The 24878-nt window shown below is 52.5% G+C and carries 24 protein-coding genes, 1 pseudogene and 1 riboswitch; of the genes and pseudogenes, 21 read left to right on the top strand and 4 right to left on the bottom strand.

Going from position 1 to position 24878, the window contains the following annotated elements; translation table 11 throughout:
* Positions 1 to 22 precede the first annotated feature (22 nt).
* From AC0IWZ_RS13560 to AC0IWZ_RS13530, 7 genes and pseudogenes are all read left to right on the top strand, one after another.
* A pseudogene (locus AC0IWZ_RS13560) lies at positions 23 to 82 on the top strand (bacteriocin immunity protein); the annotation flags it as partial.
* Positions 83 to 106: 24 nt separating this feature from the next.
* Positions 107 to 490 (top strand): hypothetical protein, encoded by a 384-nt coding sequence (locus tag AC0IWZ_RS13555; RefSeq protein ID WP_471677059.1) that lies wholly within the window; start codon positions 107 to 109, stop codon positions 488 to 490.
* The gene (gene tssE / locus AC0IWZ_RS13550; RefSeq protein ID WP_115631965.1) at positions 483 to 932 is read left to right on the top strand and encodes a type VI secretion system baseplate subunit TssE; all 450 of its coding nucleotides are present in this window, start codon (positions 483 to 485) and stop codon (positions 930 to 932) included. The genes AC0IWZ_RS13555 and tssE overlap by 8 nt, the downstream gene beginning before the upstream one ends.
* A 34-nt stretch (positions 933 to 966) precedes the next feature.
* A complete protein-coding gene (locus tag AC0IWZ_RS13545) occupies positions 967 to 2328 on the top strand; it encodes a VasL domain-containing protein (protein WP_471677060.1) in 1362 nt (453 codons plus the stop codon).
* Positions 2329 to 2497: 169 nt separating this feature from the next.
* Positions 2498 to 2594: riboswitch (TPP riboswitch) on the top strand.
* Positions 2595 to 2630: 36 nt separating this feature from the next.
* Positions 2631 to 3419, top strand: coding sequence for a hydroxyethylthiazole kinase (thiM, locus tag AC0IWZ_RS13540; protein ID WP_471677061.1), 789 nt, complete (start codon positions 2631 to 2633; stop codon positions 3417 to 3419).
* The gene (thiD, locus tag AC0IWZ_RS13535) at positions 3416 to 4225 is read left to right on the top strand and encodes a bifunctional hydroxymethylpyrimidine kinase/phosphomethylpyrimidine kinase (RefSeq protein WP_471677062.1); all 810 of its coding nucleotides are present in this window, start codon (positions 3416 to 3418) and stop codon (positions 4223 to 4225) included. The genes thiM and thiD overlap by 4 nt, the downstream gene beginning before the upstream one ends.
* A gap of 70 nt (positions 4226 to 4295) precedes the next feature.
* Complete coding sequence (locus tag AC0IWZ_RS13530; RefSeq protein WP_471677063.1) at positions 4296 to 5042, top strand: GntR family transcriptional regulator; 747 nt, start codon at positions 4296 to 4298, stop codon at positions 5040 to 5042.
* 111 nt (positions 5043 to 5153) lie between these two features.
* Here AC0IWZ_RS13530 and AC0IWZ_RS13525 read toward each other — a convergent pair whose 3' ends face one another.
* From AC0IWZ_RS13525 to AC0IWZ_RS13515, 3 genes are read right to left on the bottom strand one after another with little or no spacing between them, the layout of a single operon-like run.
* On the bottom strand, positions 5154 to 6116 hold the full coding sequence (locus tag AC0IWZ_RS13525) for a PfkB family carbohydrate kinase (RefSeq protein WP_471677064.1): 963 nt from the start codon (positions 6114 to 6116) through the stop codon (positions 5154 to 5156).
* Entirely contained in the window at positions 6103 to 7119 is a 1017-nt protein-coding gene (locus AC0IWZ_RS13520; protein ID WP_471677065.1) for an ADP-ribosylglycohydrolase family protein, read from the bottom strand. Before AC0IWZ_RS13520 ends, AC0IWZ_RS13525 begins: the two co-directional genes overlap by 14 nt.
* The gene (locus AC0IWZ_RS13515) at positions 7119 to 8396 is read right to left on the bottom strand and encodes a nucleoside permease (protein WP_471677066.1); all 1278 of its coding nucleotides are present in this window, start codon (positions 8394 to 8396) and stop codon (positions 7119 to 7121) included. Before AC0IWZ_RS13515 ends, AC0IWZ_RS13520 begins: the two co-directional genes overlap by 1 nt.
* A gap of 272 nt (positions 8397 to 8668) precedes the next feature.
* Between AC0IWZ_RS13515 and fbaB the strand changes: the two genes are divergently transcribed.
* From fbaB to AC0IWZ_RS13445, 14 genes are all read left to right on the top strand, one after another.
* Positions 8669 to 9721 carry a class I fructose-bisphosphate aldolase gene (gene fbaB / locus AC0IWZ_RS13510; protein ID WP_034496834.1) on the top strand — a complete coding sequence of 351 codons (1053 nt, stop codon included), beginning with the start codon at positions 8669 to 8671 and terminating at the stop codon, positions 9719 to 9721.
* Positions 9722 to 10011: 290 nt separating this feature from the next.
* Positions 10012 to 11166: a mandelate racemase family protein gene (locus AC0IWZ_RS13505; protein WP_034496832.1), complete on the top strand. Its 1155-nt coding sequence runs from the start codon at positions 10012 to 10014 to the stop codon at positions 11164 to 11166.
* 71 nt (positions 11167 to 11237) lie between these two features.
* Positions 11238 to 12872 carry an ABC transporter substrate-binding protein gene (locus tag AC0IWZ_RS13500; RefSeq protein WP_471677067.1) on the top strand — a complete coding sequence of 545 codons (1635 nt, stop codon included), beginning with the start codon at positions 11238 to 11240 and terminating at the stop codon, positions 12870 to 12872.
* A complete protein-coding gene (locus AC0IWZ_RS13495) occupies positions 12869 to 13906 on the top strand; it encodes an ABC transporter permease (protein WP_410374070.1) in 1038 nt (345 codons plus the stop codon). Before AC0IWZ_RS13500 ends, AC0IWZ_RS13495 begins: the two co-directional genes overlap by 4 nt.
* Positions 13903 to 14808, top strand: coding sequence for an ABC transporter permease (locus AC0IWZ_RS13490; RefSeq protein WP_034496802.1), 906 nt, complete (start codon positions 13903 to 13905; stop codon positions 14806 to 14808). The genes AC0IWZ_RS13495 and AC0IWZ_RS13490 overlap by 4 nt, the downstream gene beginning before the upstream one ends.
* Positions 14780 to 15646: an ABC transporter ATP-binding protein gene (locus AC0IWZ_RS13485; RefSeq protein ID WP_471677068.1), complete on the top strand. Its 867-nt coding sequence runs from the start codon at positions 14780 to 14782 to the stop codon at positions 15644 to 15646. Before AC0IWZ_RS13490 ends, AC0IWZ_RS13485 begins: the two co-directional genes overlap by 29 nt.
* A 19-nt stretch (positions 15647 to 15665) precedes the next feature.
* Positions 15666 to 16439, top strand: a complete 774-nt coding sequence (locus AC0IWZ_RS13480) for an ABC transporter ATP-binding protein (protein WP_034496816.1) — start codon at positions 15666 to 15668, stop codon at positions 16437 to 16439.
* Positions 16440 to 16824: 385 nt separating this feature from the next.
* Positions 16825 to 17361: a fimbrial protein gene (locus tag AC0IWZ_RS13475; protein ID WP_034496797.1), complete on the top strand. Its 537-nt coding sequence runs from the start codon at positions 16825 to 16827 to the stop codon at positions 17359 to 17361.
* Positions 17362 to 17386: 25 nt separating this feature from the next.
* Positions 17387 to 18091 carry a fimbrial biogenesis chaperone gene (locus AC0IWZ_RS13470; RefSeq protein ID WP_471677069.1) on the top strand — a complete coding sequence of 235 codons (705 nt, stop codon included), beginning with the start codon at positions 17387 to 17389 and terminating at the stop codon, positions 18089 to 18091.
* 23 nt (positions 18092 to 18114) lie between these two features.
* Entirely contained in the window at positions 18115 to 20634 is a 2520-nt protein-coding gene (locus AC0IWZ_RS13465; protein ID WP_471677070.1) for a fimbria/pilus outer membrane usher protein, read from the top strand.
* Between the two features lie 12 nt (positions 20635 to 20646).
* Positions 20647 to 21993 (top strand): fimbrial protein, encoded by a 1347-nt coding sequence (locus AC0IWZ_RS13460; protein WP_471677071.1) that lies wholly within the window; start codon positions 20647 to 20649, stop codon positions 21991 to 21993.
* Positions 21965 to 22666: a fimbrial biogenesis chaperone gene (locus tag AC0IWZ_RS13455; RefSeq protein WP_471677072.1), complete on the top strand. Its 702-nt coding sequence runs from the start codon at positions 21965 to 21967 to the stop codon at positions 22664 to 22666. The genes AC0IWZ_RS13460 and AC0IWZ_RS13455 overlap by 29 nt, the downstream gene beginning before the upstream one ends.
* A 51-nt stretch (positions 22667 to 22717) precedes the next feature.
* Complete coding sequence (locus tag AC0IWZ_RS13450; protein WP_471677073.1) at positions 22718 to 23506, top strand: winged helix-turn-helix domain-containing protein; 789 nt, start codon at positions 22718 to 22720, stop codon at positions 23504 to 23506.
* The gene (locus tag AC0IWZ_RS13445; RefSeq protein ID WP_471677074.1) at positions 23496 to 23966 is read left to right on the top strand and encodes a hypothetical protein; all 471 of its coding nucleotides are present in this window, start codon (positions 23496 to 23498) and stop codon (positions 23964 to 23966) included. The genes AC0IWZ_RS13450 and AC0IWZ_RS13445 overlap by 11 nt, the downstream gene beginning before the upstream one ends.
* Before the next feature lie 4 nt (positions 23967 to 23970).
* Here the strand turns inward: AC0IWZ_RS13445 and yegS are convergent, their stop codons facing one another.
* Positions 23971 to 24870 (bottom strand): lipid kinase YegS, encoded by a 900-nt coding sequence (yegS, locus tag AC0IWZ_RS13440; RefSeq protein WP_034496790.1) that lies wholly within the window; start codon positions 24868 to 24870, stop codon positions 23971 to 23973.
* Between the last annotated feature and the right edge of the window lie 8 nt (positions 24871 to 24878).

The following is a 24878-nucleotide window of genomic DNA, read 5'->3' as shown; positions in this document are numbered from 1 at the left end:
ACCTACTTGCGACACGAAATAACTTCAGGTAGTGAAAGAATGGAGAAAATCTCAAGGATTACCTCTTTTTAAAGACTCGTAGCACACGTAATGGAAGAGGAGTTGCATGAATATGGTATTTGGAAAAAATAAATCAACATGGAAGATGCTTGCTTGCTTTTTTGCAATCGTTTTTATGATTGGCTCGTATTATTTAGTATCATGTATATATAAGAGCGCATTTGTAGCCTCCTCACATAATAATGTGGGGATGATATTTATTTCTTTCTTCTTTTTACTCATAGCATCACCCATTTTATTATTTGCAGCATTCGCACCCTTCAAATATGGGTTTGCTGCATTTGTACTGGGATTTATGTACCTATTTATTGAATGGTTTTCAGTCCACCCTCTACGTGTTGTACTTATGGGGGGGGGCTTTTTAATAGGTTTTATTTTTGAAATTATAATGAAAAAATATATTCTTAGAAGAGATACAGGTCGTGGATAGAAAATCCCCATCTTTATATGAGATTCTTACTGGCAATTTTACGGGTGACCTTCCCCTTGAACTGGCAAATGAAGAGGACCAGGTTATTTTATCCGTACTGGATAACATCCAAAGGATACTAAACTCTCGGGCCGGAGCTATCTCTCATTTACCAGATTTCGGTTTACCGGATATGACTAAAATCCTGCAAGGCATGCCTGGAACCGCCCATGAACTGATAGATACACTTTCCGGCGTTTTACTGAAGTATGAGCCTCGTTTGCAGACGCTCAATGTCACACTGCTTGAACAGGAAGTGCCCGGAGAGCTGCGTTACGCCATTGATGCCGAACTGAAAGGTATTGGGCTCGTGCGGTACGGCACTGAATTCATGCCTGAGGGCAAAGTGATGCTCAGGCATCTGAAACAGCAACAGTATCTGGAAAAACACCAGTTTATTTAACTCCCCCACACCCTCTTTCGATACGGACTTCACAATGTTCCATTCAGCCGAACGCCACCTTAAAACCGGAAGCGATCCCCGCACACTGCCAGATTTCTCCGCATTACGTGATGAACTAGCAAAACTATCCCATCCCGCTCGTCCAGACGTGAACTGGCAGTATGTTGAAAAACTGGCATTAAATCTGTTCGATACCAATGGTGTCGAACTCCAGACGGCGGCATGGTTTACCCTGGCAAGAACAAACCTGGCAGGTATACAGGGTTTCAATGAAGGCATGGCGATTCTTGATGCCCTGATACGTTATCAGTGGTCAGCGATGTGGCCTGCATCGGCACATGCCCGTATTGAAATACTCAGCAGCCTGAGTAAACGTCTCCAGCAGATATTCCGGACACTATCATTTCACAGAGTCGATTTACCAGCCCTGTACCAGAGCGAAAAATTACTGAGCTCAACAGGTGAAGCCTTACAACGTCTGGAGCTTCACAACGCAGCCGGGACGGACGTGATACGGCAAATATTGAAAAATGCCGTAGTCAGGCTCGAAAATAGCGATGCTTCCTCAGACCAGTTAGAAAGCCATCATACTGACGTCACGCTGCCAGTACGGGCAGAGGATCTTGTGCCAGAAGTGAACAACAGTCCACGTTGGGTATATGTCGTAGATACTCAGCCAACGGTTGATGGCGAAGTCAGGCAGAAACCAACACCCCGAATCGCACCCGGTCTGGCATTTCTCAGTGGGTTGCTTACGGCGGGAGTATTGAGCCTGGTTGCGTTTAAATTCATACCGACATTGTTTAGCCATCCCGATGAAGAGGCGGTGATGTCATCTCTCAAAGCTTTACCAGCCAGCCTGCCTCTTCCGGTTTCTGACCAACTACGACATGATTCACCTGCATGGTTAGCAAACAGTGATAGCTATGCGAAGACATTAAGAACCCGACTGGATGAACTCATCACCATGCCTCCTTACTGGCCTTTACAATATGGCTCTCAACTGGTCGAGCAAACCCGTCATCTTTACCCCGATACAGAACTGTCAAAAACGGTTTCAACAGACTGGCAGTCAAAGTTAGCGACGAATTCTTTGCCTGCTGCCAACATCAGCGGGTGGTATCAGGGAATGACTGAACTTCAGAAACTCCAGGACAGATTGAACCAACTAGATGAAAAGAAGGGTAAGTACATGACGGTGAGTGAGCTCAAAACAGCGGTGTTCTCTATATCAAAGTCATTCAATGACAGCATTCCGGCCGAAGAGCTGATAAGGCAATTGCAAACATCCCCTGTAAACCAGCCAGTGTCCAGAGACTTACAAAACCGGGCGGATTTACAGCTCAGGCAGCTAAATAATTCCTATATGTTGATCACATCAGAAGGAAAGGGATAGGTGTTAGTACTATTCAGGATCTGAATGGTTAACGTGATGTATGTTCATTTTACATACAGGTTTTAAGCTCCTGTCTGCGTGAAGAAGAGATGCTGACAGGCCGTGTGCAAGTGCTTGCAATTGCGAACTTCTTCCCCTACGCTATTAATATTAAACGAAATTGTTTAACTCTCATGACTCGGGGTGCCCTTCTTTGTGAAGGCTGAGAAATACCCGTACCACCTGATCTGGATAATGCCAGCGTAGGGAAGTCAGATGCCTGCCTGGTCATCTCTTCTTCACGCCAGGCAGGAGCTTACAAGATGCAACCTGACCTGTTACCCGGCCACTGCGCCGCCTCGGTTTTACATAACTTACGCAGCACACCCCCTTTAGTCCATTGCATGACCAATGATGTGGTGCAGGGTTTTACCGCCAACGTGCTGCTCGCCATTGGCGCGGCTCCCGCTATGGTCATTGAGCCAGAAGAGGCTGCGCAATTTGCCCCCATTGCCAGTGCATTGCTGATTAATATCGGAACACTCACCGCTGATAGCAGTCGCGCAATGCTGGCCGCCATTCACGCCGCGAATCAATCCTCCACGCCATGGGTACTCGATCCGGTTGCCGTCGGCGCTCTGGCGTTTCGTACGCGATTTGCCCATGAACTTCTCGCGCTAAAACCTGCTGCAATCCGGGGTAATGCTTCAGAAATCTTAGCCTTAGCAGGGGAGCATTCCGCAGGTCGTGGCGTAGATAGCGCTGACGACGCACTTTCTGCATTACCCGCAGCCCTTAAACTGGCACAGCTGACTGGCGCGGTGGTGGCAGTTACCGGCGAGGAAGATTACGTCACCGATGGCGAACACGCCTGGAGCGTTGCGGGCGGCGGCGTGTTGATGACGCGCGTGGTCGGTACCGGTTGCGTGCTTTCCGCCGTGGTTGCCGCTTGTTGCTCGCTGCCAGGGTCGCGGCTGGATAACGTGGCTGCCGCCTGCCAGTTTATGAAATTCGCCGGTGAACAGGCGATTGCCGTGAGTCGCGGCCCTGGCAGTTTTGTCCCGGCGTTTCTTGACGCACTTTACGGACTTAATGCGGAGGCTCTGGCATGAGAGGGCAAAAACGCATTAACGCATTAACGATTGCTGGCACTGACCCCAGCGGTGGCGCGGGCATTCAGGCTGACCTGAAAACATTCTCGGCACTGGGGGCGTATGGCACCAGCGTGATCACCGCGCTGGTGGCGCAAAACACCCGCGGTGTGCAATCTGTTTATCGCATTGAACCGGCGTTTGTCGCCGCCCAGCTTGATTCTGTGCTCAGCGATGTGCGCATCGACACCATTAAAATTGGCATGCTGGCTGAAACTGATATCGTTGAAGCGGTGGCTGAACGGTTGGCTTTTTACAATGCACGCAACGTGGTGCTCGATACGGTCATGCTGGCGAAAAGTGGCGACCCCTTGCTTGCGCCCTCTGCGGTAGAGAGTCTGCGTCGTCGGCTGTTGCCACAAGTGACGTTGATCACCCCGAATCTGCCTGAAGCCGCCGCATTGCTGGACGCACCACATGCACACAGTGAGCGAGAAATGAAGGAGCAGGGCGATGCACTGCTGGGAATGGGGTGCAAAGCGGTGTTGATGAAAGGCGGCCATCTTGATGACGTCGAAAGCCCGGACTGGTTGTTCACCCGCGACGGTGCGCAACGTTTTACCGCTCCGCGTGTCCAGACTCGCCACACTCACGGCACGGGATGTACGCTTTCTGCGGCCCTTGCCGCACTTTATCCGCGCTATCTTGACTGGCCGAAGACTATTTCGGCGGCTAAAGCGTGGCTATCTCAGGCGTTAGAGCAGGCGGATTCGCTGGAAGTGGGCCACGGAATTGGACCTGTGCATCATTTTCACCAATGGTGGTAATCGAGGTAATACCTGTATAAGACCATTGAGTTATACTGGTTTCACCTTATCTTCCGGACATTTGCGCGAAATGGAACAGGTTCACCTGCAGCTCATTGAACAACTCATCCAGCGGTTTTCGCAGGCCGACAACACGCCGCTGTATTTGAAATTCGCCGAAACGGTGAAATCGGCGGTACGCAGCGGTGTGTTGCCGCAAGGGAATATTCTGCCGGGGGAGCGAGATCTCAGTCAGTTGACCGGCGTTTCGCGCATAACGGTGCGCAAAGCAATGCAGACGCTGGAAGATGAAGGGGTGGTGACGCGTTCCCGAGGCTACGGCACGCAGATTAACAACACGTTTGAGTATTCGCTGAAAGAGGCGCGTGGCTTTTCGCAGCAAGTTGTGTTGCGCGGTAAAAAGCCTGACACACTGTGGGTCAACAAACGCGTGGTGAAATGCCCGGCAGATGTGGCCGAGCAACTGGCGATTATCGCCGATAGCGATGTTTTCCTGCTGAAACGTATTCGTTATGTCGATGAAGATGCGGTTTCGGTGGAAGAGTCTTACGTGCCAACGGAATTAATCGCCAATGCTGATGACATCGGCGTTTCGCTGTATGACTATTTTCGCAGCCAGAATATTATCCCGCAACGAACGCGTAGCCGCGTCAGCGCCAGAATGCCCGACAGCGAGTTCCAGTCGCATATTAAGCTGGATACGCCGGTGCCGGTTCTGGTGATCAAACAGGTGGCGTTTGACCCGCAAAACCGGCCTATCGAATACAGCATTAGTTATTGTCGCAGCGATCTATATGTGTTTGTCTGCGAAGAATAATACCCATCATACTTCAAACGGCATCTTTGTTGGCTGCGTTCACTTGCCCGAATCGCTTAGTTGACTAAGCTCATCGGGACTCGCTCTCTTGCCGCCGCGATGCCGCTCGAATTATTTTGGGTATTGGCAGAGTTGTTCAATAAAGGGGGCGCAATCGCCACCGCGGTGGCTAACGACATAAGAAGCCACGGCATTACCCAGACTTACCGCATCGCCGAGGTTCCAGCCCGCCGCCAGCCCAGCCAGAGTACCACCCGCATGGCTGTCGCCTGCGCCAATCGTATCCACAACCACGGCCGGGAACGGCGCTGCCAGACCAATACTCTCCGCTGAAGCAAACCAGGCACCTTCTTTGTCGAGCCGCACTATTAACGGCGAATCGTAGCGCTCAAGCCATTTCTCGCAAATTCCTGCAATATCATCGCCCGCTACATTCAACCACTGCGCGGCAATTGCTGCTTCCTGGCGGTTAAGGGAAACCATCGGTTTGCAGGCCATTATTCGCGCCAGCAGTGGCTCAGGAATATCGGCAATCCGCGGGCCAAAATCAATAAATGCGCTCACGTCATGCAGCGATTCCAGCCAGTTAACCAGTAATTCGGCACACGGCCCGGCAAGTTGATATCCAGACAGCGAAAGCAGGGTACCGGGCGCAAGCTGCAATTTATCCAGCCACTGCTGATTCCACTGGTGCTCGACGCCACGAAACGACATAAACGTTCTTTCGCCATCCGGCTCCACCAGCGCCAGACACCAGCCGTTATCGCCGCTGGTGGTATGGATTTCGCTGTTGATTCCCTGCTTTTCCAGGCTTGAGCGAATGATATCCGCCCAGGTTCCCTGGCCAATCGGTAGCGCATTTTTAGAGGTAATGCCCAGGCGTGACAGCGTGAGCGCGATGTTCAGCGCGCAGCCGCCGATGTTCACGCTTTGCTGTTGCAGTTCGATATCACATCCGCGCCACGGCAGGGCGTAAGCGTCGGCTATGACGTCAATAACTGCCGAGCCGAGCACGCAAACCGGGCGTTTCGCCGTAAGTGTCGGCAGGCGGGAATGCAATTCACTGGCGTTCATTTTGCGCCTCCCTTTGCTGGCGATAGCCCATAAACAGGCGGCTGTAGCGCGTAAAATCAAGCTGGTTAACGTCATCAAGCTCGCGTTTAAGTTCGCTATCAATGCTTTCTACGCCGTGTAGTGCGCCACAAATCGCCGTCGCCATCGCACCAATGGTGTCGGTATCCCCGCCCAGGTTGGCGCATAAAATCGCGCAACGATTAGGGTTGGTTTGTGCCAGTTCCACCATCGCAATCGCTGCGGCGACAGATTCAATGGTGCTGGTGCCGGTGCCGACCAGGTGGTAAACCTGCTCCATGCCAGACTCGGTGCCGCGCGCGGTTCTGGCAACGTTTAACGCCAGCTCAATACGCGCCCCAAGGGATGCATTAAAAGTAGTGACTCGCTTTTCCTGCGCGTGGCGAGCCACAGAAGGCAGTTCATCGCAAATGGTTTCCCAGTTCCGGCCTTCAATCGCTTTTGAAATCGCCCAGGCTATCACCACCGCGCCGGAAATCGCCAGATCGGATTTATGAGTCGGGCTGGAGGCCAGTGCGACTTCATCAATGAACGCGTCGAGATTATGCGTCGGCAACAGGCAACCCAACGGCGAGGCACGCATGGCCGCCCCGTTAGTGACGCCATTGTTTTCCAGCTCGCTGACCGGCGTGCCTTGCTTAATCGCATTCAGCGCGATTTTGGACGTTGGCCCAAGCACATTTTTGTTGAAAGCATCGAAGCCTTCCGCCCAGCGCAGAATATTGCGCCCGATGGTGTCCGGGTTGACTGCACCGTGATGCTCGATAATCGCATCGGCCAGCGCCAGCGCCATCGAGGTGTCGTCGGTAAACTCGGCGCGGTTGAAATAACAGGCGGCGTTGTTTTCTGCTGGCCCCGGCAGGAAGCGGTCAATCCAGCCAAAGTGCGCTTTTACCCGCGAACGCGGCCACAACTCCGATGGCATTCCCATCGCATCACCTAAAGCTTGGCCGTAAAAGGCACCCAGAATACGATTTTCCATCATTATGCTTCCTTTAAATCTTTGTCAGATTGGCTGCCAGCAACGGCAATAGTCGTGATTTCTTTGTCGGACTCGCGGAAAAACACCATGAACAACACGGTAATGACCGCAATCATCACAGCACCAAAGCCCCACATTCCCGCCCAGTTGAAGGTCTGACCGTTGACAGGTGTTGGGTAGGCGAACATTTTTTCCATCAGTTGTGCGCCGATACGATAACCAAGCAAGCTACCAAAGCCCTGGCAGCACAGCGTGATAAGCCCTTGTGCCGCAGTGCGCATATGCACCGGCGCTTTTTTATCGACGTAGATATAGGCAGTGACGTAGTAGAAATCGTAACTCACGCCGTGCAGCAAAATACCGAGGAACAGCAGACCGTAAGTAAAGATATGGTCGGCTCCACCGTACACGAAGAATCCGTAGCGAATGGCGGCGGTGATAAGACCAAGCAGTAATACCTTTTTAATGCCAAAGCGCTTAATGAAGAACGGCAGCGCCAGCATAAAGAAGATTTCGGAGAACTGGCCGAGCGTCATCCATCCAGTGGCGTTATGCATACCCACTTCGGTCAGATAACCATTGGCAAAGATGTAATAGAAAGCCAGTGGCATGGCAAACAAGAAAGAGCAGAAGAAAAACACCAGGAAGTTTTTGTCTTTCAGCAGCACGATGGCATCCAGCCCGAGCATCACTTTCACGCTCATTTTGCCGGTACTTTTCGGTGGCGTATTCGGCAGCGCCAGGGCGAATACCCCGAGCAGCGCAGAACTGCCTGCGGTGATAAGCAATGGGATGTTGGTCGGCGAAACATCGCTAAAGCCCAGCATTTGCGGCAGGAAACCGCACACTAACCCAGATGCAATCCAGCCGATAGTGCCCATCACCCGAATGCGCGGGAAGTCCCGCTCCACATCATCAACATTGGAAAATGCGATGCTGTTTGTCAGCGCGATAGTTGGCATGTAGGTCAGGGAATAGGCCAGCAGCAGCGGGAAGAAATAGACAAACTCGGTTTGCTGCGCCGCCAGATACATCAGCACTGCGCCAACAAACATCAGCAGGGCGAGCACCTTTTGTGCGGCAAAAAAACGGTCAGTCAGCGAGCCGACCAGAATCGGCGAAAGAATTGCCGCGATAGCGGTACAGGCATAAGACCAACCAATTTCAGTCGGGCTAAAGCCACTTTTACTCAGGAACAGCCAAAGAGGGACGAACCAGGCGCCCCAGATAAACCATTCAATAAACATCATGAATGAAAGGCTAATTGTTGTACGTTTCATATTTAGAACCTTCATGATTGTGTTGGGTACGCCACAACAATACCAATCAATAATACCTTTTAAATACCTTTGTGTTGTTTCTTTGACCGCCGTTGCAAAAATACACCGCCTGGAGACAAACCGTTACAAGCCAAAACCCACCTAAAGTGCTGCCCTGGGTGGCGAAGGTTGCCAGTCACGACCAGGATTAGGGCTGCCTGTTTTATTCGAAGGCAGGCAGGAATAACCATCGTCAGCGGGCAGGGTGCTCGCTGAAATAACGGGAGTGCATTATGACTGATATTGCGCAGTTGCTAGGCAAAGACGCCGACAGCTTGTTACAGCATCGTTGTATGACTATTCCGGCAGACCAGTTGTATCTGCCAGGCTCGGATTATGTAGACCGCGTGATGGTGGACAACAACCGCCCGCCAGCGGTGCTACGGAATATGCAAACGCTGTACAACACCGGGCGGCTGGCAGGCACCGGTTATCTTTCCATTTTACCTGTCGATCAAGGTGTGGAACATTCCGCGGGTGCATCGTTTGCCGCAAACCCACTCTATTTTGACCCGAAGAATATTGTCGAGCTGGCGATTGAAGCGGGCTGTAACTGTGTCGCTTCAACCTATGGCGTGCTGGCCTCGGTGTCGCGCCGTTACGCGCACCGCATTCCTTTCCTCGTCAAACTCAACCATAACGAAACGCTGAGCTATCCGAATACCTTCGACCAGACGCTATACGCAAGCGTTGAGCAGGCGTTCAATATGGGCGCGGTGGCGGTTGGCGCGACCATTTATTTCGGTTCGCCAGAATCACGCCGCCAGATTGAAGAGATCTCGGTTGCGTTTGAGCGGGCGCACGAACTCGGCCTGGTGACGGTGCTCTGGGCGTATCTGCGTAATCCCGATTTCAAAAAAGATGGCGTGGATTACCACGTTAGTGCTGATCTTACCGGGCAGGCAAACCATCTGGCAGCGACCATTGGCGCGGATATCGTGAAGCAGAAAATGGCCGAAAATAACGGCGGTTACAAGGCGGTGAACTTTGGTTACACCGACGACCGCGTGTACACCAAACTGAGCAGCGATAACCCAATCGATCTGGTGCGTTACCAACTGGCGAACTGCTATATGGGCCGCGCCGGGCTGATAAACTCCGGCGGTGCTGCGGGTGGTGAGACTGACCTGACGGACGCGGTCCGCACGGCGGTCATTAACAAACGCGCAGGCGGCATGGGGTTGATTCTGGGGCGCAAAGCCTTTAAGAAATCCATGTCTGAGGGCGTGAAGTTAATTAATGCGGTTCAGGATGTTTATCTGGATGGGAAGGTGGGGATAGCGTGATGAGGGGGCTTGAGTCTGCAAGCCTGGCTGTTTTCCGTTCACCGTTCATTGATATTTATGGGATCGAATAACGTTCGGGTGAACGGAAAACACCGCTCCGCCATAGGCATCCCCCTCCGTTATCTCCGTCACATTTCCATAACACTTTGTGAAAAACATCACTTTCCCCTGTGCAGATGTCCAAAAAATCACCCCTATTTAGGCACCTTTGAACGAGGCGAAGGTGCTTTTTTACGCATACAGTAGATGGTGAAACGCTGTTTTAAAATCACAAAAGGACACTAACAGCCGTGAAAATTGAATCTGTAAACGTCACCGTTTTTACTTACCCAACCCGCCGTGTTTCTGACAGCGCAGGTCACTCCCACCCAGGCCCTGAGAGCCTCGCAAAAATGGCGATGCTCACGATCACTACTGACGAAGGGGATTGCGGGTATTCGTTCGCGCCGCCAGAAGTGGTGCGCCCTTATGTGGTCAATGCGTTTTTCCGCAAAGTGTTAGTCGGGCAAGACCCGTTTAACCGCGAGCGCATCTGGCAAGATCTGGTGCACTGGCAGCGTGGCAGCGCCCATCAACTCACCGAACGTGCGCTGTCGTTTGTCGAACAGGCGCTGTGGGATTTGATTGGCCGCAAACTGAAAGTCCCGGTCTACAAATTGCTCGGTGGATTCCGTGACAAAGTCCCGGCCTACGGCAGCACCATGTGCGGGGACGAACTGGAAGGCGGGTTATCTACGCCAGACGAATTTGGCCAGTTCGCTGAAAAACTGGTCGCTCGTGGCTACAAAGCCATAAAACTCCACACCTGGATGCCGCCTGTTGCGTTCGCGCCAGACCCAAAAATGGATGTCAAAGCCTGCGCCGCCGTGCGCGAAGCCGTTGGCCCGGATATCGATTTAATGCTCGACGGCTACCACTGGTATAGCCGCAGCCAGGCGCTGTACATCGGCAAGGCACTGGAAAAACTCAACTTCGCGTGGTTTGAAGAGCCGATGGAAGAAGAGAGCATGGCGTCTTACGTCTGGCTTTCTGAGAACCTGTCGATTGATGTTGTCGGGCCAGAAAGTCTCGGTGGCAAGCACCACAGCCGCGCCGATTGGGTGAAGGCGGGTGCCTGCGATATTCTGCGCGCCGGGGCGAACGGCGTCGGCGGGATTGCGCCAACTATGAAAGTGGCGGCACTTGCGGAATCCTTCGGTATGGACTGCGAAGTTCACGGCAACGGTGCGGCAAGCCTCGCCGTGGTGGGCGCGATTCGCAACTGCCGCTGGTACGAGCGTGGTTTACTGCATCCGTTCCTCGAATACGATGAACCCGCAGCCTACCTCAACAGCATCGTAGACCCGATGGACGCCGACGGTTTTGTGCATTTGCCACAGCGTCCGGGCCTGGGTGAAGACATCAATTTTGAATATATCGAGATGAACACCGTTAGCCGCGATTAACCCGCGCAAAAATAATAATCCCGGCGCGAAAGACGCCGGGGAATACTGACCCTACAAAAACGGTATCTATCATGAATCGAAGCTCCCGGCTGGGGGCGTGGCTACTCACGCTCCTGTTCATGTTCGGCAGCAGTTCGGTGGTGGCCAAAACGCCGCCTGACCAGCTGATTATCGGCATGAATATGAATAACCTGCTCACGCTTGATCCGGCCGCGATGACCGGCAATGAAGTGGTGGGGCTGGTGGTAAACCTCTATGACTCGCTGGTGGAATTAGATCCGGCAAAACTCACTAACGTGCGCCCGGCACTGGCGAAATCCTGGGAGATTTCACCAGACGGTAATCGCCTGACCTTTCACCTGCGCGATGGCGTGAAATTCCACTCTGGAAACGTACTCACCGCAGACGACGTGGTGTGGTCGATGCGCCGCGTGCTGCACCTGAACCTGGCGCAGGCATCGGTGTGGAAATCCTACGGCTTTAGCAAAAAGAACGTCGATGAACATGTGAAAGCCCTGGATTCTTCAGCGGTGGAAATCACGCTGCCGAAAGCCAACGACCCGCAACTGGTGATTTACTCGCTGGCCGCCCTCGGTAGCGTGGTGGTACTGGACAGCAAAACGGTCGAGCAGCATGTGCAAAACGACGACTGGGGCAATCGCTGGCTGACGACCAACGAGGCCGGTTCCGGCCCGTTCAGCCTCGAAGTGTGGCAGGCGAAGGACGTGCTGCGCATGAAGCGCAACCCGGATTACTGGCGCGGCGAACCGAAACTGGCACGCGTGGTGTTCCGCCACTTCCAGGAATCGCAAACCCTGCGCCTGATGATTGCCAAAGGCGACCTGGATATTGCCAGTAACATGGCGGTTTCGGACGTTAACGCCCTGCGTAAAGACCCGGAATTGACGGTCGATGCAGTAAAAAAAGGCACCATTTATTACGTTGCCATGAGCATGAAAGAGCCGCATTTCGCCAACCCGAAAGTGCGCGAAGCGGTGCGCTATCTGATTGATTATCAGGGCATCAACAAAGCGCTGATGCCGGGCTATGGCGTGCTGCACCAGCGCCCAATCCAGTCTGGAATGCCTGCCACCTTGCCCAATCCTGGTTACGCGCTGGATATTACCCGTGCGAAAAAACTGCTGGCCGAAGCGGGTTATCCGGATGGATTCGACACCACTTTGCGCGTGCTGGCGGATCAGCCGTTCCTGAACATCGCCATTGCGGTGCAGTCCACGCTGATGCAGGCGGGCATTAACGCCAAAATTGTCACCGGAACCGGCAACCAGATTTACGGCGCGATGCGTGAACGTAAGTTCGACATGTTGGTTGGGCGTGGCGGCAGCGGCGTAGAACCGCATCCCCATTCCAGCCTGCGATCGCTGGTCTACAACCCGGATAACAGCGACGCGGCGCGTTTGACTAACTTCCAGGGCTGGCGCACCAGCTTCTACGACAAACAAATTAATCAGCAAATTGACCAGGCGCTGGTCGAGCGCGACCCGGCAAAACAGCTCGAGGAATATCAGGCCATTCAGACGCGTTATGACGAGCTGATCCCGGCGTTGCTGCCGCTTTCGCAAATGGTGGACTCGGTGGTGGTGCGTAAAGAAGTGCAGAACTACCAGCCGCACCCGTCGGCCACCACTTTCCTGCGCGATGTTTATAAAACGCAAACCGCAGAGCATGGGGAGAACAAAGGATGAGCATGATTTTGCTGGCACCGGGCGGCCGCGCCCGGCGTTTTTCAAAGCGCTTAAGCCAGGTGTTGATCACCTTGTTTGGGCTGCTGTTGCTGACCTTTTTCATTGGCCGCGTGATGCCTATCGACCCGGTGCTGGCGATTGTCGGCCCGGATGCCGACCAAAGCACCTATCAGCAGGTTTATCACCAGCTCGGTTTTGATCAATCGCTGGCAACGCAGTTCTGGATTTATCTCGGCGGCCTGCTGCATGGCGATTTAGGCAACGCGCTGCTGACCGGGAAACCGGTGGTGGATGACATTCTGCGTGTCTTCCCGGCAACGCTTGAACTGGCGACGGTGGCGATTATCGTCGGTGCGGGCCTTGGTATTCCACTAGGCGTTTGGGCGGCGGCGCGTCGCAACAGCGTGGTGGATTACGCAGTGCGAATTATCAGCCTCGCCGGTTATTCGACGCCGATCTTCTGGGTCGGGATGATGGGATTGCTGCTGTTTTACGCCTGGCTGGGTTGGGTAGGCGGTGCAGGGCGCATTGATTTAGGGCTGGATGGCGTTGTGCCGCGCCGCAGCGGTTTGCTGCTGGTGGATGCGCTACTGGCTGGAAACAGCGCGGTGTTTTTCAACGCGCTCAATCACCTGATTCTGCCTGCCTCACTGCTCGGTTTTCACTCAATGGCCTACATCAGCCGAATGACGCGCAGCTTTATGCTGGCGCAGCTGTCGCAGGAATTCATTATTACCGCAAGGGTAAAAGGGCTGACCGAACGCCAGGTTATCTGGAACCACGCGTTCCGAAACATTCTGGTGCAGTTGCTAACCGTGGTGGCGTTGGCGTACGGCTCACTGCTCGAAGGCGCGGTGTTAATTGAAACCGTGTTCTCGTGGCCGGGCTTTGGTTCTTATTTAACGGGCAGTTTGCTGCTCGGCGACATGAATGCGGTGATGGGCTGTGTGCTGGTGGTCGGGGTGATCTTCGTGTTGCTCAATCTGCTGTCCGACATGCTCTACCAACTCTTTGATCCGAGGACAAAATCATGACGGTTTCCTTTGGAACACCACAACTGACGGCGGCGGATGAGCGCTCGCTGCGCGTTAAACGTGCAGGTCTTCGCGCGGTTGGGTTTATCGGCAAAATGGCGCGAAATCCGCTGACTGCCATTGGTGGGGGGATTGTCTTCTTGCTGCTGATGGTGGCGATTTTCGCGCCATGGATAGCGCCGTATAACCCGCTGGTACAAGATTTGAATCGCGCGCTAACGGCACCCAACGCGACGCACTGGTTTGGCACCGACGAGTTTGGTCGCGATATCTTCAGCCGCCTGGTTTATGGCTCGCGCATTACGCTTTACATCGTGCTGCTGGTGTCAGTCACCGTTGGCCCGCTGGGTTTACTGCTCGGTGTGACCGCCGGATATTTTGGCGGCAAAGTCGATATGGTGCTGATGCGTATTACCGATATCTTTATCTCGTTCCCAAGCCTGGTGCTGGCGCTGGCGTTTGTGGCCGCACTCGGCCCCGGCCTTGAGCATGTGGTGATCGCGATTACGCTCACCGCGTGGCCGCCGATTGCCCGCCTGGCGCGTGCGGAAACGCTCTCGTTACGGCAGGCTGATTTTATCTCTGCGGTGCGTTTACAAGGGGCTTCGCCGGTGCGTGTGCTGTGGCGTCACATTGTGCCGTTGTGCATGCCGTCGGTCATTATCCGTATCACCATGAATATGGCGGGCATTATTCTGACGGCTGCCGGGCTTGGCTTCCTGGGCCTTGGCGCACAGCCGCCAGAGCCAGAGTGGGGCGCGATGATTTCCAGCGGGCGCACTTACATGATGGAGTGCTGGTGGGTAGTAACGATTCCGGGGCTGGCGATTTTAATCAACAGTCTGGCATTCAACTTCTTGGGAGACGGCCTACGTGACATCCTCGATCCTCGCAGCGAATAATTCGCCGCAACTGCTTGATGTACGCGACCTCAATGTGACGTTTGTGAACGGTCGCCAGCAAACCCACGCGGTGCGTGGCGTTTCATTCCAGCTCGGGCGCGAAAAGCTGGCGATTGTCGGCGAGTCCGGCTCCGGGAAATCCACCGTCGGGCGTGCGCTGTTGCAGCTTCACCCTAAAAAAGCGCAGATCACCGCCGATCGTATGCAATTTGGCGATGTTGATCTGCTCAATGCCACTGACGCACAAATGCGTAATGTGCGTGGCAAACGTATTTCTATGATTATGCAGGACCCGAAATACTCGCTAAACCCAGTGATGTGCGTCGGGGATCAAATTGCGGAAGCGTGGCTGACGCACCATCGCGTCGGGTATAAAGAAGCGAAGCAAAAGGTGCTGGAAATGCTCGAAGTGGTGCGCATTCGTCAGCCGGAACGCGTCTATAACCTCTATCCGCACGAAGTTTCTGGCGGCCAGGGGCAGCGCATCATGATTGCCATGATGCTGATTACCGACCCGGAAATGGTGATTGCCGATGAACCGACTTCCGCGCTCGATGTGTCTGTGCGTTTACAGGTGCTGGCGCTGCTGGATGATTTAGTGCAATCGCGTGGGCTGGGGCTGATTTTCATCAGCCACGACATCAACCTGGTGCGCAGTTTCTGCGACCGCGTGCTGGTTATGTACGCCGGGCGGGTAGTGGAATCTATCGCCGCAAAAGATTTGGATAATGCGCAGCATCCGTACACGCAGGGGCTTATCAGCGCCTTGCCGGATATGGACAAACGGCGTGCGCATCTGCCGGTTCTGCAACGCCAGACCAGTTGGCTAACCCAATAAGGAGCAACGAATGTCATCCATGATTGAAGTCAGCCAGCTCAATTTAACCTTTGGCGAAGGGGCGAAAACCAACCAGGTGCTATTCGATGTGAATTTTAACGTTGGGCACGGCGAGATTTTTGGCCTGGTGGGGGAGTCGGGATCCGGGAAAACGACGGTGCTGAAATGCCTGGCGGGGTTGTTTACCCACTGGCAGGGAAAACTGGTAATTGATGGGACGGAACTCGAGCACAAAATCAGCCGCGAACGGTGCCGCATGGTGCAAATGGTATTTCAGGATCCCTACGGTTCGCTCCATCCGCGCCATACCATCGGTGATATTCTGGAGGAGCCGCTGCAAATACATGGTTTCACCGACCGCGACCGCCGCATCAACATGATGCTCGATAAAGTCGGCCTGAACCGGGCGTTTCGCAGCCGTTATCCGCATCAGCTTTCTGGCGGGCAGCGCCAGCGTGTGGCGATTGCACGTGCGCTGATACTTGAACCGGAAGTACTGCTGCTTGATGAACCTACTTCAGCATTGGATGTTTCGGTGCAGGCGGAAATTCTCAATTTACTTTCGGATTTACAGCAAGAATCGAAACTCACCTATTTAATGGTGACGCACGATTTAGGCGTCATTGCGCATTTATGCCATCGCGTCGGTGTAATGCAACACGGGAAGATTCTTGAGTCACTCAGCACCGATAATTTAATTAGCGGTGCGGCGCAAAATCCTTATACCCAAATGCTGGTGAATGCCAGTCGGCAATATAGCCGGGAGATGGCAAGTCAGGTGGCTCAGTTTTAATTAATGATTGCTTTCAGTAATACCGTGCGTCAGGCAAACCCTGGCGCATTTTTATATGGTTAAGATTAATAATTCTGCTCCTTTCAACTTCCGTTCTCACTCCCCTGAATTTTTCATAACTATATAAATTATATGAAATAATTTGTTCTTATATAAGGTATTTTTCTTATATAAGAAAGACACCAAAGATTATTCAGAAAACAAATCTAGGAAATTTCCTAATAAGCAATAACATGACCATACCTTCTGCAATGTTTCTGCTTAGGGTTATATATCTCATTCTCAATTGCTTAACCTTATCTGTTTATTTATCAGTAACAGGCTTATTTGCTCTGGGATTCCGCATTGCACGATAAGGACGAAGCAACACAACAAGGATAACAAGATGAAAACTTTATTACCTGTAGTATTCGGCACGGCAGCTTTATTAAGTGGCGCGGCTTTCGCGGAATCAACAAACACCATTACCTTTAAAGGTGAGATCACTGAACAAACCTGCTCGGTGACCGTTAACGGTTCAGATGCTCACCCTGTCGTACTGTTGCCAACCATCTCTAAAAGTGAACTTAAGGACGCTGCTTCTTCGGCAGGGCTGACCACGTTCACTATGGGCGTCAGTGGATGCAGCGTAGACAGCGCCACATTAGAGATTAAAACCTTATTTATCGGCACTAACGTTACCAGTAGCGGAAACCTTGCAACCAGCGGTTCGGCTACTAACGTTGAGCTGCAATTGCTAACAGATGCATCGGGCAGCACGGTTATCGATCTAAGTAACCCAATGGCTGTTGCAGGGATATCTATCCCGGCAGGAGAACAGTCCGGTGAACACGACTACGCCGTGCGCTACTTCTCGCCAACCGGCAATGCTACCGCGGGTGATGTTGTCGCCGCAGTGCAGTACGCGATTTCTTATCTTTAATAGTGCACGGCGTAGGGGATGAAACATGAGTTTAGGGAGAAGTTTGCTTACGTTTGCACTCATCGGTACCTGTTTGAGCAGCCAGGCAAGTGTTGTGATGACGGGCAATCGTGTGGTGTATCCAGCGGATGCAAAGCAAGTCAGCGTGCAGTTAACCAACCGGGATGACTTTCCGAATGTCATGCAGGCCTGGCTGGACAGCGGCGATGAGCAGTCAACACCGCAAACCGCGCGCGCACCTTTTATTCTGACCCCTCCTATGTTTCGCATGGCCGCACGCAGCGGCCAAACCCTGCGCTTGCAATATACCGGTGCGGATTTGCCAAAGGATAAAGAGTCGGTGTTCTGGCTCAATACCTTGCAAATCCCGCCGGTGGCTAAAGGGAGTGAAGCATCCAATCAGATGATCGTGATGCTGCGCAGTCGTATGAAAGTGTTCTGGCGTCCCGCTGGATTACAGGGTTCGCCGGACACGATGAACAAAACGACAACCGCTTCGGTTTCAGGCCGCCAACTGAGCCTCACCAACAACAGCGGCTATTTCGCATCGATTGCCCATGTGGTGGTGACGGTTGCCAATAAACCCGTGACGTTGAGTGGTGAGATGATTGCCCCCGGTGCGACAAAATCATGGCCCTTAGCTGGCACACCTTCGGGTGACAGCGTGCAGATGACATGGATTAACGATCAAGGCGCTTATCTGAGCGGAACACTTCCACTGAAGCATTAGCGGCTTTGCAGGGAAGCAAAATTATGGAAAAACATCACTGGCTGAGCCTTTGCTTGCTGGGTGGATGGGCGTTGCCGTTCCTCTCGCAGGCCGAAAACTACACCTTCGATGAAGCGTTATTGTTGGGGAGCGATTACGGGCAGGGGCTTGCTCGCTTCAACAGAGAGGCTTCGGTGGCTCCGGGGCAGTATCTGGTGGATATCTGGCTAAACGGGCGGTTTATCGCCCGTGAAGGAGTGATGTTTCGTGGTGAAGGCGAGGATGTTACGCCTTGTTTGCCGGTGGTATTTTATGAACAAAATGGTGTGCTGGCATTAAACACACCCGGCAGCGAAAGCTGTTTAAGCCCTGCGAAACGCGTCGCAGGGGCAAGTTATGTATTTGATAACGCGCTATTACGGCTGGATATTGCCATTCCCCAGGCTGAAATGGTGCAGGTGCCGCACGATTATGTCGCCCCCGAGCAATGGCAGGCGGGGGAAAGCCTGTTGTTTACCAACTACAACAGTAACTTTTATTACAGTGATGCGGGTGGAAGCCAGAGCGAATACGGCTGGTTGGGGCTCACAGCGGGCATTAACTTTGGTTTATGGCAACTGCGCCAGCAATCCTCAGCAAGCTATAGCCGTTATGGGGATAAGAAACGTTATCAGTGGGATAACTTACAAACCTGGCTACAACGCCCGGTTGCAGCGCTGCAAAGCACACTCAGTGCAGGGCAAAGTTACAGTGGTGGCAACCTGTTTAGCAGCATGGCGTTTACTGGCGTCAAACTGGAAACCGACCAACGGATGTGGCCTCAATCCCGACAAGGATACGCACCAGAAATTCGCGGCACGGCAGCAAGTGCCGCACGTGTGGTCGTCAGCCAGAACGGGCGCACGTTGTACCAAACCAATGTGGCGCAAGGGCCGTTTGTGATTAACGACCTTGCCAGCACCGCCTGGCAGGGCGATTTACAGGTTGATGTGATTGAAGCCGATGGTAGCCGCAGCCAGTTCACTGTGCCGTTTTCTGCGCTGCCGCTTTCATTGCGCCCGGGTGTCTGGCGCTATAACGCGGTTATTGGCCGTGCGCGTGATTACGATACGGATGACAACTGGTTCGGTGATTTCACCCTTGAACGCGGTATCGCCAATAGCCTGACGGCTAACGGTGGCGTTCGTCTGGGGAAAGAGTACGCCTCCACGGTACTGGGTGGCGTCTGGGCTTCAGAGCTTGGGGCGATTGGTGCGGATGTGACGGCGTCGTCCGCTCAACTCCCGGATGGCAAACAAACGGGCTGGCGTTCACAGCTTTCCTGGAGCCGTTCATTTAACGCAACCGGTACCAACGTGGCACTGGCGGGCTACCGCTATTCCACTGCCGGATATCGTGATTTCAGTGATGTGCTGGGTGAACGAAATGCGGCTAAAAACAGTGATATCTGGCGTTCGGATACGCTTTCGCAGCGCAACCAGTTTACCGCCACCGTTAACCAGCAATTGGGTGACTATGGCTCGATATGGCTTTCCGGCTCGGTGAGCGATTACTACGGCGAGAGGGGACGCAATACACAGCTCCAGTTTGGTTATGCCAATCAGTGGCGACAAATTAGCTATAACCTGGCCGCGAGCCGCCAGCAAACATTCTGGCGTGATACCACACGACGGGCAGATGGGCAGCCAGCGCAGAATGCCAGACACGGCCAGACGGAAAATATTGTCACGCTGACATTCTCCGTGCCGCTGAAGTTTGGTGAGCGTGAAGATTATCTCTCGCTTTCAACTAGCCATAGTAAAAGCAGTGGCACGAATTATCAGGCATCGCTGGCAGGCTCCATCACTGAAGACGATAGCGCAAGTTATGCCGTTTCTGCGGGTTACCAGAACGCATCGGGCGAGGCGGCACAAAAGAACTGGAGCGCCTCGCTGCAAAAAATGACTTCGTTTGGCACCCTCAACGGCAGCTATTCGCAGGCAGAAAACTATAAGCAATGGTCAGGTGGAATGCGGGGTGCCGCAGTTGTGCATCGCGGAGGCGTTACGCTTGGGCCATGGCTAGGCGACACCTTTGCGCTGGTGGAAGCCAAGGGCGCCGAAGGGGCACGCGTCAGTAATGGCCAGGGCGCAGCCATCAACGCTCAAGGCTTCGCGCTTGTGCCATCGCTAACTCCCTATCGTTTTAATAATGTTCAGTTAGACACCCGTAATATGGCGGCCGACATTGAGCTTGAGGATAACCAACAACGCGTTGCACCGTATGCCGGAGCCGCAGTGAAATTATCGTTCTCAACGATAAAAGGAACCGCAGCACTGATTGATGTCACTACACGCCGTGGCTCGCTCCCTGCAGGAGCAGAAGTCTTTGATGAACACAATCAGATTGTCGGGATGGTGGGGCAGGCAAACCAGGTGTATGCCCGTTTACCGACAACGAAAGGACAGTTGACGGTGCGTTGGGGCGAGGGCCCTGATGAAAGATGCGCTTTTCAATATCAGCTAACAGATGACCAACCTCAGCGGGCGATGATCGCGCTTACTGCTCAGTGTTCGGATGCCTAAGGAAACCATTAAGTGAAAACCAGGACAAAACTCGCGATCGTCATTCTGATGATGTTAAGCGCTACGGCACAGGCGGCATGTGAATACATTATTTACCCGTATACCGGTGCGAACAGTCAATTCGGTTCACATCGCCTGAGTTCGGCCAGCGATGGCAAAGCTGATTCATGGTGGGGTCACAGTGGGGCCGATGCCAAGAACGGGCAGTTGACCGGCGTGAGTAAATCTATTGATGTCAGCAGCAATAATATTTTCCAACCGCCTGGCACGGTGCTTGCGGCAGCTGGGGGCATTCCTTTTACCCAATATGCGCACAAAGGCGGGTGGGACCCTGAACTGGTGTTTTTCCGCTGTACGCCCGATACCGCAGGCCAGCTTTACCAGGCGTTTTCCACCAACGGGGATGACGCCTATGCCGGTTGGTATGAAGCGCAAGATGTGCCGGGGGCTTATCTGACGCTTGCCAGAAATGTGGCGATGCGCATTACGCTGGAAGCGACCGGACAGGTATTCACGGATATCTGGCAGCAGATCGCCATGACTAACCTTGATACGGATAAAGACGGCAACTTTTTAATTAAAGCCAAAAACTTTTCGCCGATTCGTGTGGAGCTGATGAAAACAGCGGATACGCGATATTTTATTAGCTCGGCTGCGACGTACACTTTTGCAGGGGTAAACCCTAATGCTTATGTTGTGTTTCGCGGGCCAGGACTTGATTCGAACGGCATCAAAGTGGGCCAGGCGCATCGTGGCGGTAACTGGGCTGGCTGGTATCACGAATGGCCATCGGTCATTAGCCTTTACAATAATGGGATTACCGTGCGGCGAGGGGCGATTTGCCAGGTAACCCATTTCACACCTTTTGTGCAATTACCAAGAGTCAGTGCCACGGATATCAGAGCTGGACGCAGCGTCAGTGCACCTTTCTCGCTGGAGTTTGCTTGCGAATCCAATGTGGTTTCAGGGGTTGTCACCAACAAGCAGAACGTCGCACTCGGGTTTCTGGCTCCGGAAGCGAATGTCCTGGCAGCGCAAAAATACGGCCTGATTAGCGGGAATGCGGTGACTCACTTACTTGATGATGCTTACGGCGCACCGGGTCATGCGCGGGGTGTTGGCGTCAGGATATTACGCAATGGTTTCCCGATGAACTTCTTGACCACCGACGTCGCTGGAACAGGCGCAGGCGCTGGTTGGGTGCCTGTGTTGGGGGGCGCGCAGGTAAAAACCGCAACCCAGAGTGGTGTTGATAGCTACCACGAAACATTTGAAGCGCGTCTTGAACGTTTCTCAAGTGATCAACTGGAAGCAGGGAGGTATCAGGCTCATGCCCAAATCCTTATGCGTCTTCAGTAGATTGCTGTTTTTTTGGCTATGTTTAGCCTTGCCCGCTCAAGCGGTGGTCAACCTGAGTGCCACGCGGGTGGTCTTTGAGAAGGGAGCGGCGACCCAATCTATTACGCTTGCTAACAGTGCTGATTATCCGGTGATGGTGCAGGCATGGATTGACGATGGCGACCCTCACGGTATTCCGCAAACTGCCGAATCGCCGTTTGTCGTACTGCCACCCATTTTTCGTCTGGCGCCGCTTGAGCAGCGTTCTGTCAGGCTGCTAACCAGCGCTAAAGGTTTGCCAGATGACCGTGAATCATTGTTTTGGCTGAATATTTATGAGATCCCACCTAATCAGCCAGCGGTACAAAATGAAAAAATCCTGCTGGCATTTCGTACGCAGCTGAAAGTGTTTTGGCGTCCAGCTGGAGTGGGGAAGCTGACTGAAGATGTGGGAAATCAATTACGTTTTACGCGCTCGGGTGAGGGAGTGACAGTATCCAACCCTACGCCCTGGAATATCTCTTTGGCTGCGGTAGAAATAGCCGGGTATTCTGCTTCGGGAATGACCTTAAGTCCTTTTTCGCAGCAGCCGCTCTTTACGTTTAATAAGGTAGATTTACAGGACGGTGTAGTTAAATTTGTCATAATAAACGATGAGGGAAATCAGTGGGGTTATGCTTTGTCGATTAAATAAACAGATCTAATAAGCCTTTACACCCCCAGATCTGAATACGTAAGGAACAGCGTGAATAAACAAATTATCTTGAATGGCGTGGCGGCCTTTCTACCTGAAAAACACAGGATTATCGCTATTAATAGCGACCGACCACCCTTATCACTGAGTATACCTGCGAGTAGATGCCTGGCATTGTTGGTTAATTATCAAGGGGAAGTGGTGCTTCGGGAACACTTTTTCCATGAAGTCTGGGTGAGTAATGGAGCCCAGGTAACCAATAATACCTTCTATCAAAATATTTCCCTTTTGCGGCGGGCATTTAAAGAGTTTGGCCTTAATGAGGACTATATCGTCACGGTCCCAAAGGTCGGGGTCAAACTTGAAAATACCTTGAAAATAACCCGCAGTGAAGAAGTTGAAATCATTGCTACGGAGCTATCACAACCTTCTACGCCTGAGCCAACACCGCCGCGTAAGATTGCGCGCCGTTTGTCTTCTTCGTTCAGTAAGGGGCGATTTGGTTTAGGTACAATGGTGCTAGTGCTCTGTTTAGGTGGCACGTTTTTGGCTTGGCAAGCCAGCATGGATAACCGCTTCACAGAATTTAAACCGCTAATAACTCAAAGTAACTGCAGTTATTTTGTGAATTCCGATACCACTGACTATAAAAAACATCGCTTATTTGCGCGTGATTTTAAATTGAATTGTGAAGATTTTCATTATGTCTATTTAACAGCTTATAACAATTTTGCCCGTTTTTCTGCTGTGGCCTGTGAACGTCCATTTAGTGCCTGGCGAAAGAATCACTGTGTCACACATTATGTTATAACGGATAATGGAAATGCGTTTGAAAAATAATACTGCATGGTTATTAGTAGGCTTGCTGATCATCGCATCCTGTATCGCGACGGTTAAGGTTTATCTGTATTGGAAAAATACGCATTTTAGCTGTGCTGGGGAATTAACCCTTCATCGTAAAGATAATGTTGCAAATGTTACGATGCAATATGTTTTTAATGGTGATACCGGGACGGTGATGCTACGGGGTGAGGTTATATCGAATAATACTCGGGTTGAACAAGTAAGCCAGAATGTATTTTTTGATTTTCAGCGTAAGGGAAATGATTATTTTCTCATTTCAAAGTCAGTGACGGATTCAACTGGAAGCCCAACGGACCTCCCATTATTAAAGAGAACATTCCCGCACTTCTATTTAGAACCCGATGCGAAGTTTTTTCTTAATATCAAACAATTAACTGGCTCCAGCTGGCTTTTTACCACCAGCCGATCGCCTTCTTTGCTTTGCAGCAGTAAATAACCCGTTAACCTAACAGCGGGCAGTTTGGCGGCAGGCGGCAGCTCAACGCATTGGGATGGATATCAATGCGGAATTTCTGGCTGGTCAGCGGCTCGCCATCAAGGTTAAAGGTAATGTCGTGCGGGGCGGTTATCTCGAACCAGGATGAACGCCCATCAATAATATTTGGGTTGTCGTCTGGTTGCGTCAGCGTTTTAAAAATTGCTGGCAGCAACTCTTCGCCAGTAAAAATACGCAACTCTAATAAACCATCATTAATCAATGCCTGCGGGCAAAGTTCCTGCCCACCACCCGCCTGGCGGCCATTGCCGATACCAATCACCAGCGCATCGCCTTGCCACTCAAAATCTTCACCACGAATTTCGCAGCGGTCAGGTTTGAGCGTGTCGAGGCGAATCAGTCCGTGAACAAAATAGGCAATTCCACCGAGTGCAGCTTTCAGTTTTTCAGGTGTTTCGGTAGTGATACGTGTGCCAAAACCACCGGTTGCCATATTGATAAAGAAGGCGGATTCGTTCACTTGTACCAGGTCAATAGGCACGCCTTTGCCGACTATCGCCAGTTGCAATGCTTTATCCAGTTCCTGGGGAATGCCGATGCTGGTGGCAAAATCATTCGCGGTGCCTAGCGGGAGAATCCCCAACACCGGGCGGTTTTCAGGAGCAAGTTGCGCCAGCGCGGTTGCTACTTCGTTTATTGTGCCGTCGCCGCCGCCAGCAATGACGGTATTGACACCCAAACTGGATGCTTCTTTTACGTAACGAATCGCGTCGCCTTGTTCCCAGGTAACGCGGATGTGTAACGTGTAACCCTCGTCACGCATGACTTTTACGGCGCTTCGCAAGATGTCATTGTTGGCACCTTTGCCGTTCAGAATGACGAGTGATACGGGAAACTGCTCCATGGCGGACC

It is taken from the genome of Buttiauxella sp. AC142 (genome assembly GCF_979253435.1).
This window is presented reverse-complemented; position numbering and strand designations above follow the sequence as displayed.

Bases quoted from the DNA above. Each gene is read 5' to 3' on its own strand.
- thiM (WP_471677061.1), top strand. From the start codon at position 2,631: ATGCAACCTGACCTGTTACCCGGCCACTGCGCCGCCTCGGTTTTACAT.
- AC0IWZ_RS13555 (WP_471677059.1), top strand. From the start codon at position 107: ATGAATATGGTATTTGGAAAAAATAAATCAACATGGAAGATGCTTGCT.
- AC0IWZ_RS13495 (WP_410374070.1), top strand. From the start codon at position 12,869: ATGAGCATGATTTTGCTGGCACCGGGCGGCCGCGCCCGGCGTTTTTCA.
- AC0IWZ_RS13525 (WP_471677064.1), bottom strand. From the start codon at position 6,116: ATGAACGCCAGTGAATTGCATTCCCGCCTGCCGACACTTACGGCGAAA.
- AC0IWZ_RS13515 (WP_471677066.1), bottom strand. From the start codon at position 8,396: ATGAAACGTACAACAATTAGCCTTTCATTCATGATGTTTATTGAATGG.
- AC0IWZ_RS13545 (WP_471677060.1), top strand. From the start codon at position 967: ATGTTCCATTCAGCCGAACGCCACCTTAAAACCGGAAGCGATCCCCGC.
- AC0IWZ_RS13490 (WP_034496802.1), top strand. From the start codon at position 13,903: ATGACGGTTTCCTTTGGAACACCACAACTGACGGCGGCGGATGAGCGC.
- AC0IWZ_RS13500 (WP_471677067.1), top strand. From the start codon at position 11,238: ATGAATCGAAGCTCCCGGCTGGGGGCGTGGCTACTCACGCTCCTGTTC.
- fbaB (WP_034496834.1), top strand. From the start codon at position 8,669: ATGACTGATATTGCGCAGTTGCTAGGCAAAGACGCCGACAGCTTGTTA.
- AC0IWZ_RS13470 (WP_471677069.1), top strand. From the start codon at position 17,387: ATGAGTTTAGGGAGAAGTTTGCTTACGTTTGCACTCATCGGTACCTGT.
- AC0IWZ_RS13465 (WP_471677070.1), top strand. From the start codon at position 18,115: ATGGAAAAACATCACTGGCTGAGCCTTTGCTTGCTGGGTGGATGGGCG.
- AC0IWZ_RS13530 (WP_471677063.1), top strand. From the start codon at position 4,296: ATGGAACAGGTTCACCTGCAGCTCATTGAACAACTCATCCAGCGGTTT.
- AC0IWZ_RS13520 (WP_471677065.1), bottom strand. From the start codon at position 7,119: ATGATGGAAAATCGTATTCTGGGTGCCTTTTACGGCCAAGCTTTAGGT.
- AC0IWZ_RS13455 (WP_471677072.1), top strand. From the start codon at position 21,965: ATGCCCAAATCCTTATGCGTCTTCAGTAGATTGCTGTTTTTTTGGCTA.
- AC0IWZ_RS13480 (WP_034496816.1), top strand. From the start codon at position 15,666: ATGATTGAAGTCAGCCAGCTCAATTTAACCTTTGGCGAAGGGGCGAAA.
- yegS (WP_034496790.1), bottom strand. From the start codon at position 24,870: ATGGAGCAGTTTCCCGTATCACTCGTCATTCTGAACGGCAAAGGTGCC.
- AC0IWZ_RS13475 (WP_034496797.1), top strand. From the start codon at position 16,825: ATGAAAACTTTATTACCTGTAGTATTCGGCACGGCAGCTTTATTAAGT.
- thiD (WP_471677062.1), top strand. From the start codon at position 3,416: ATGAGAGGGCAAAAACGCATTAACGCATTAACGATTGCTGGCACTGAC.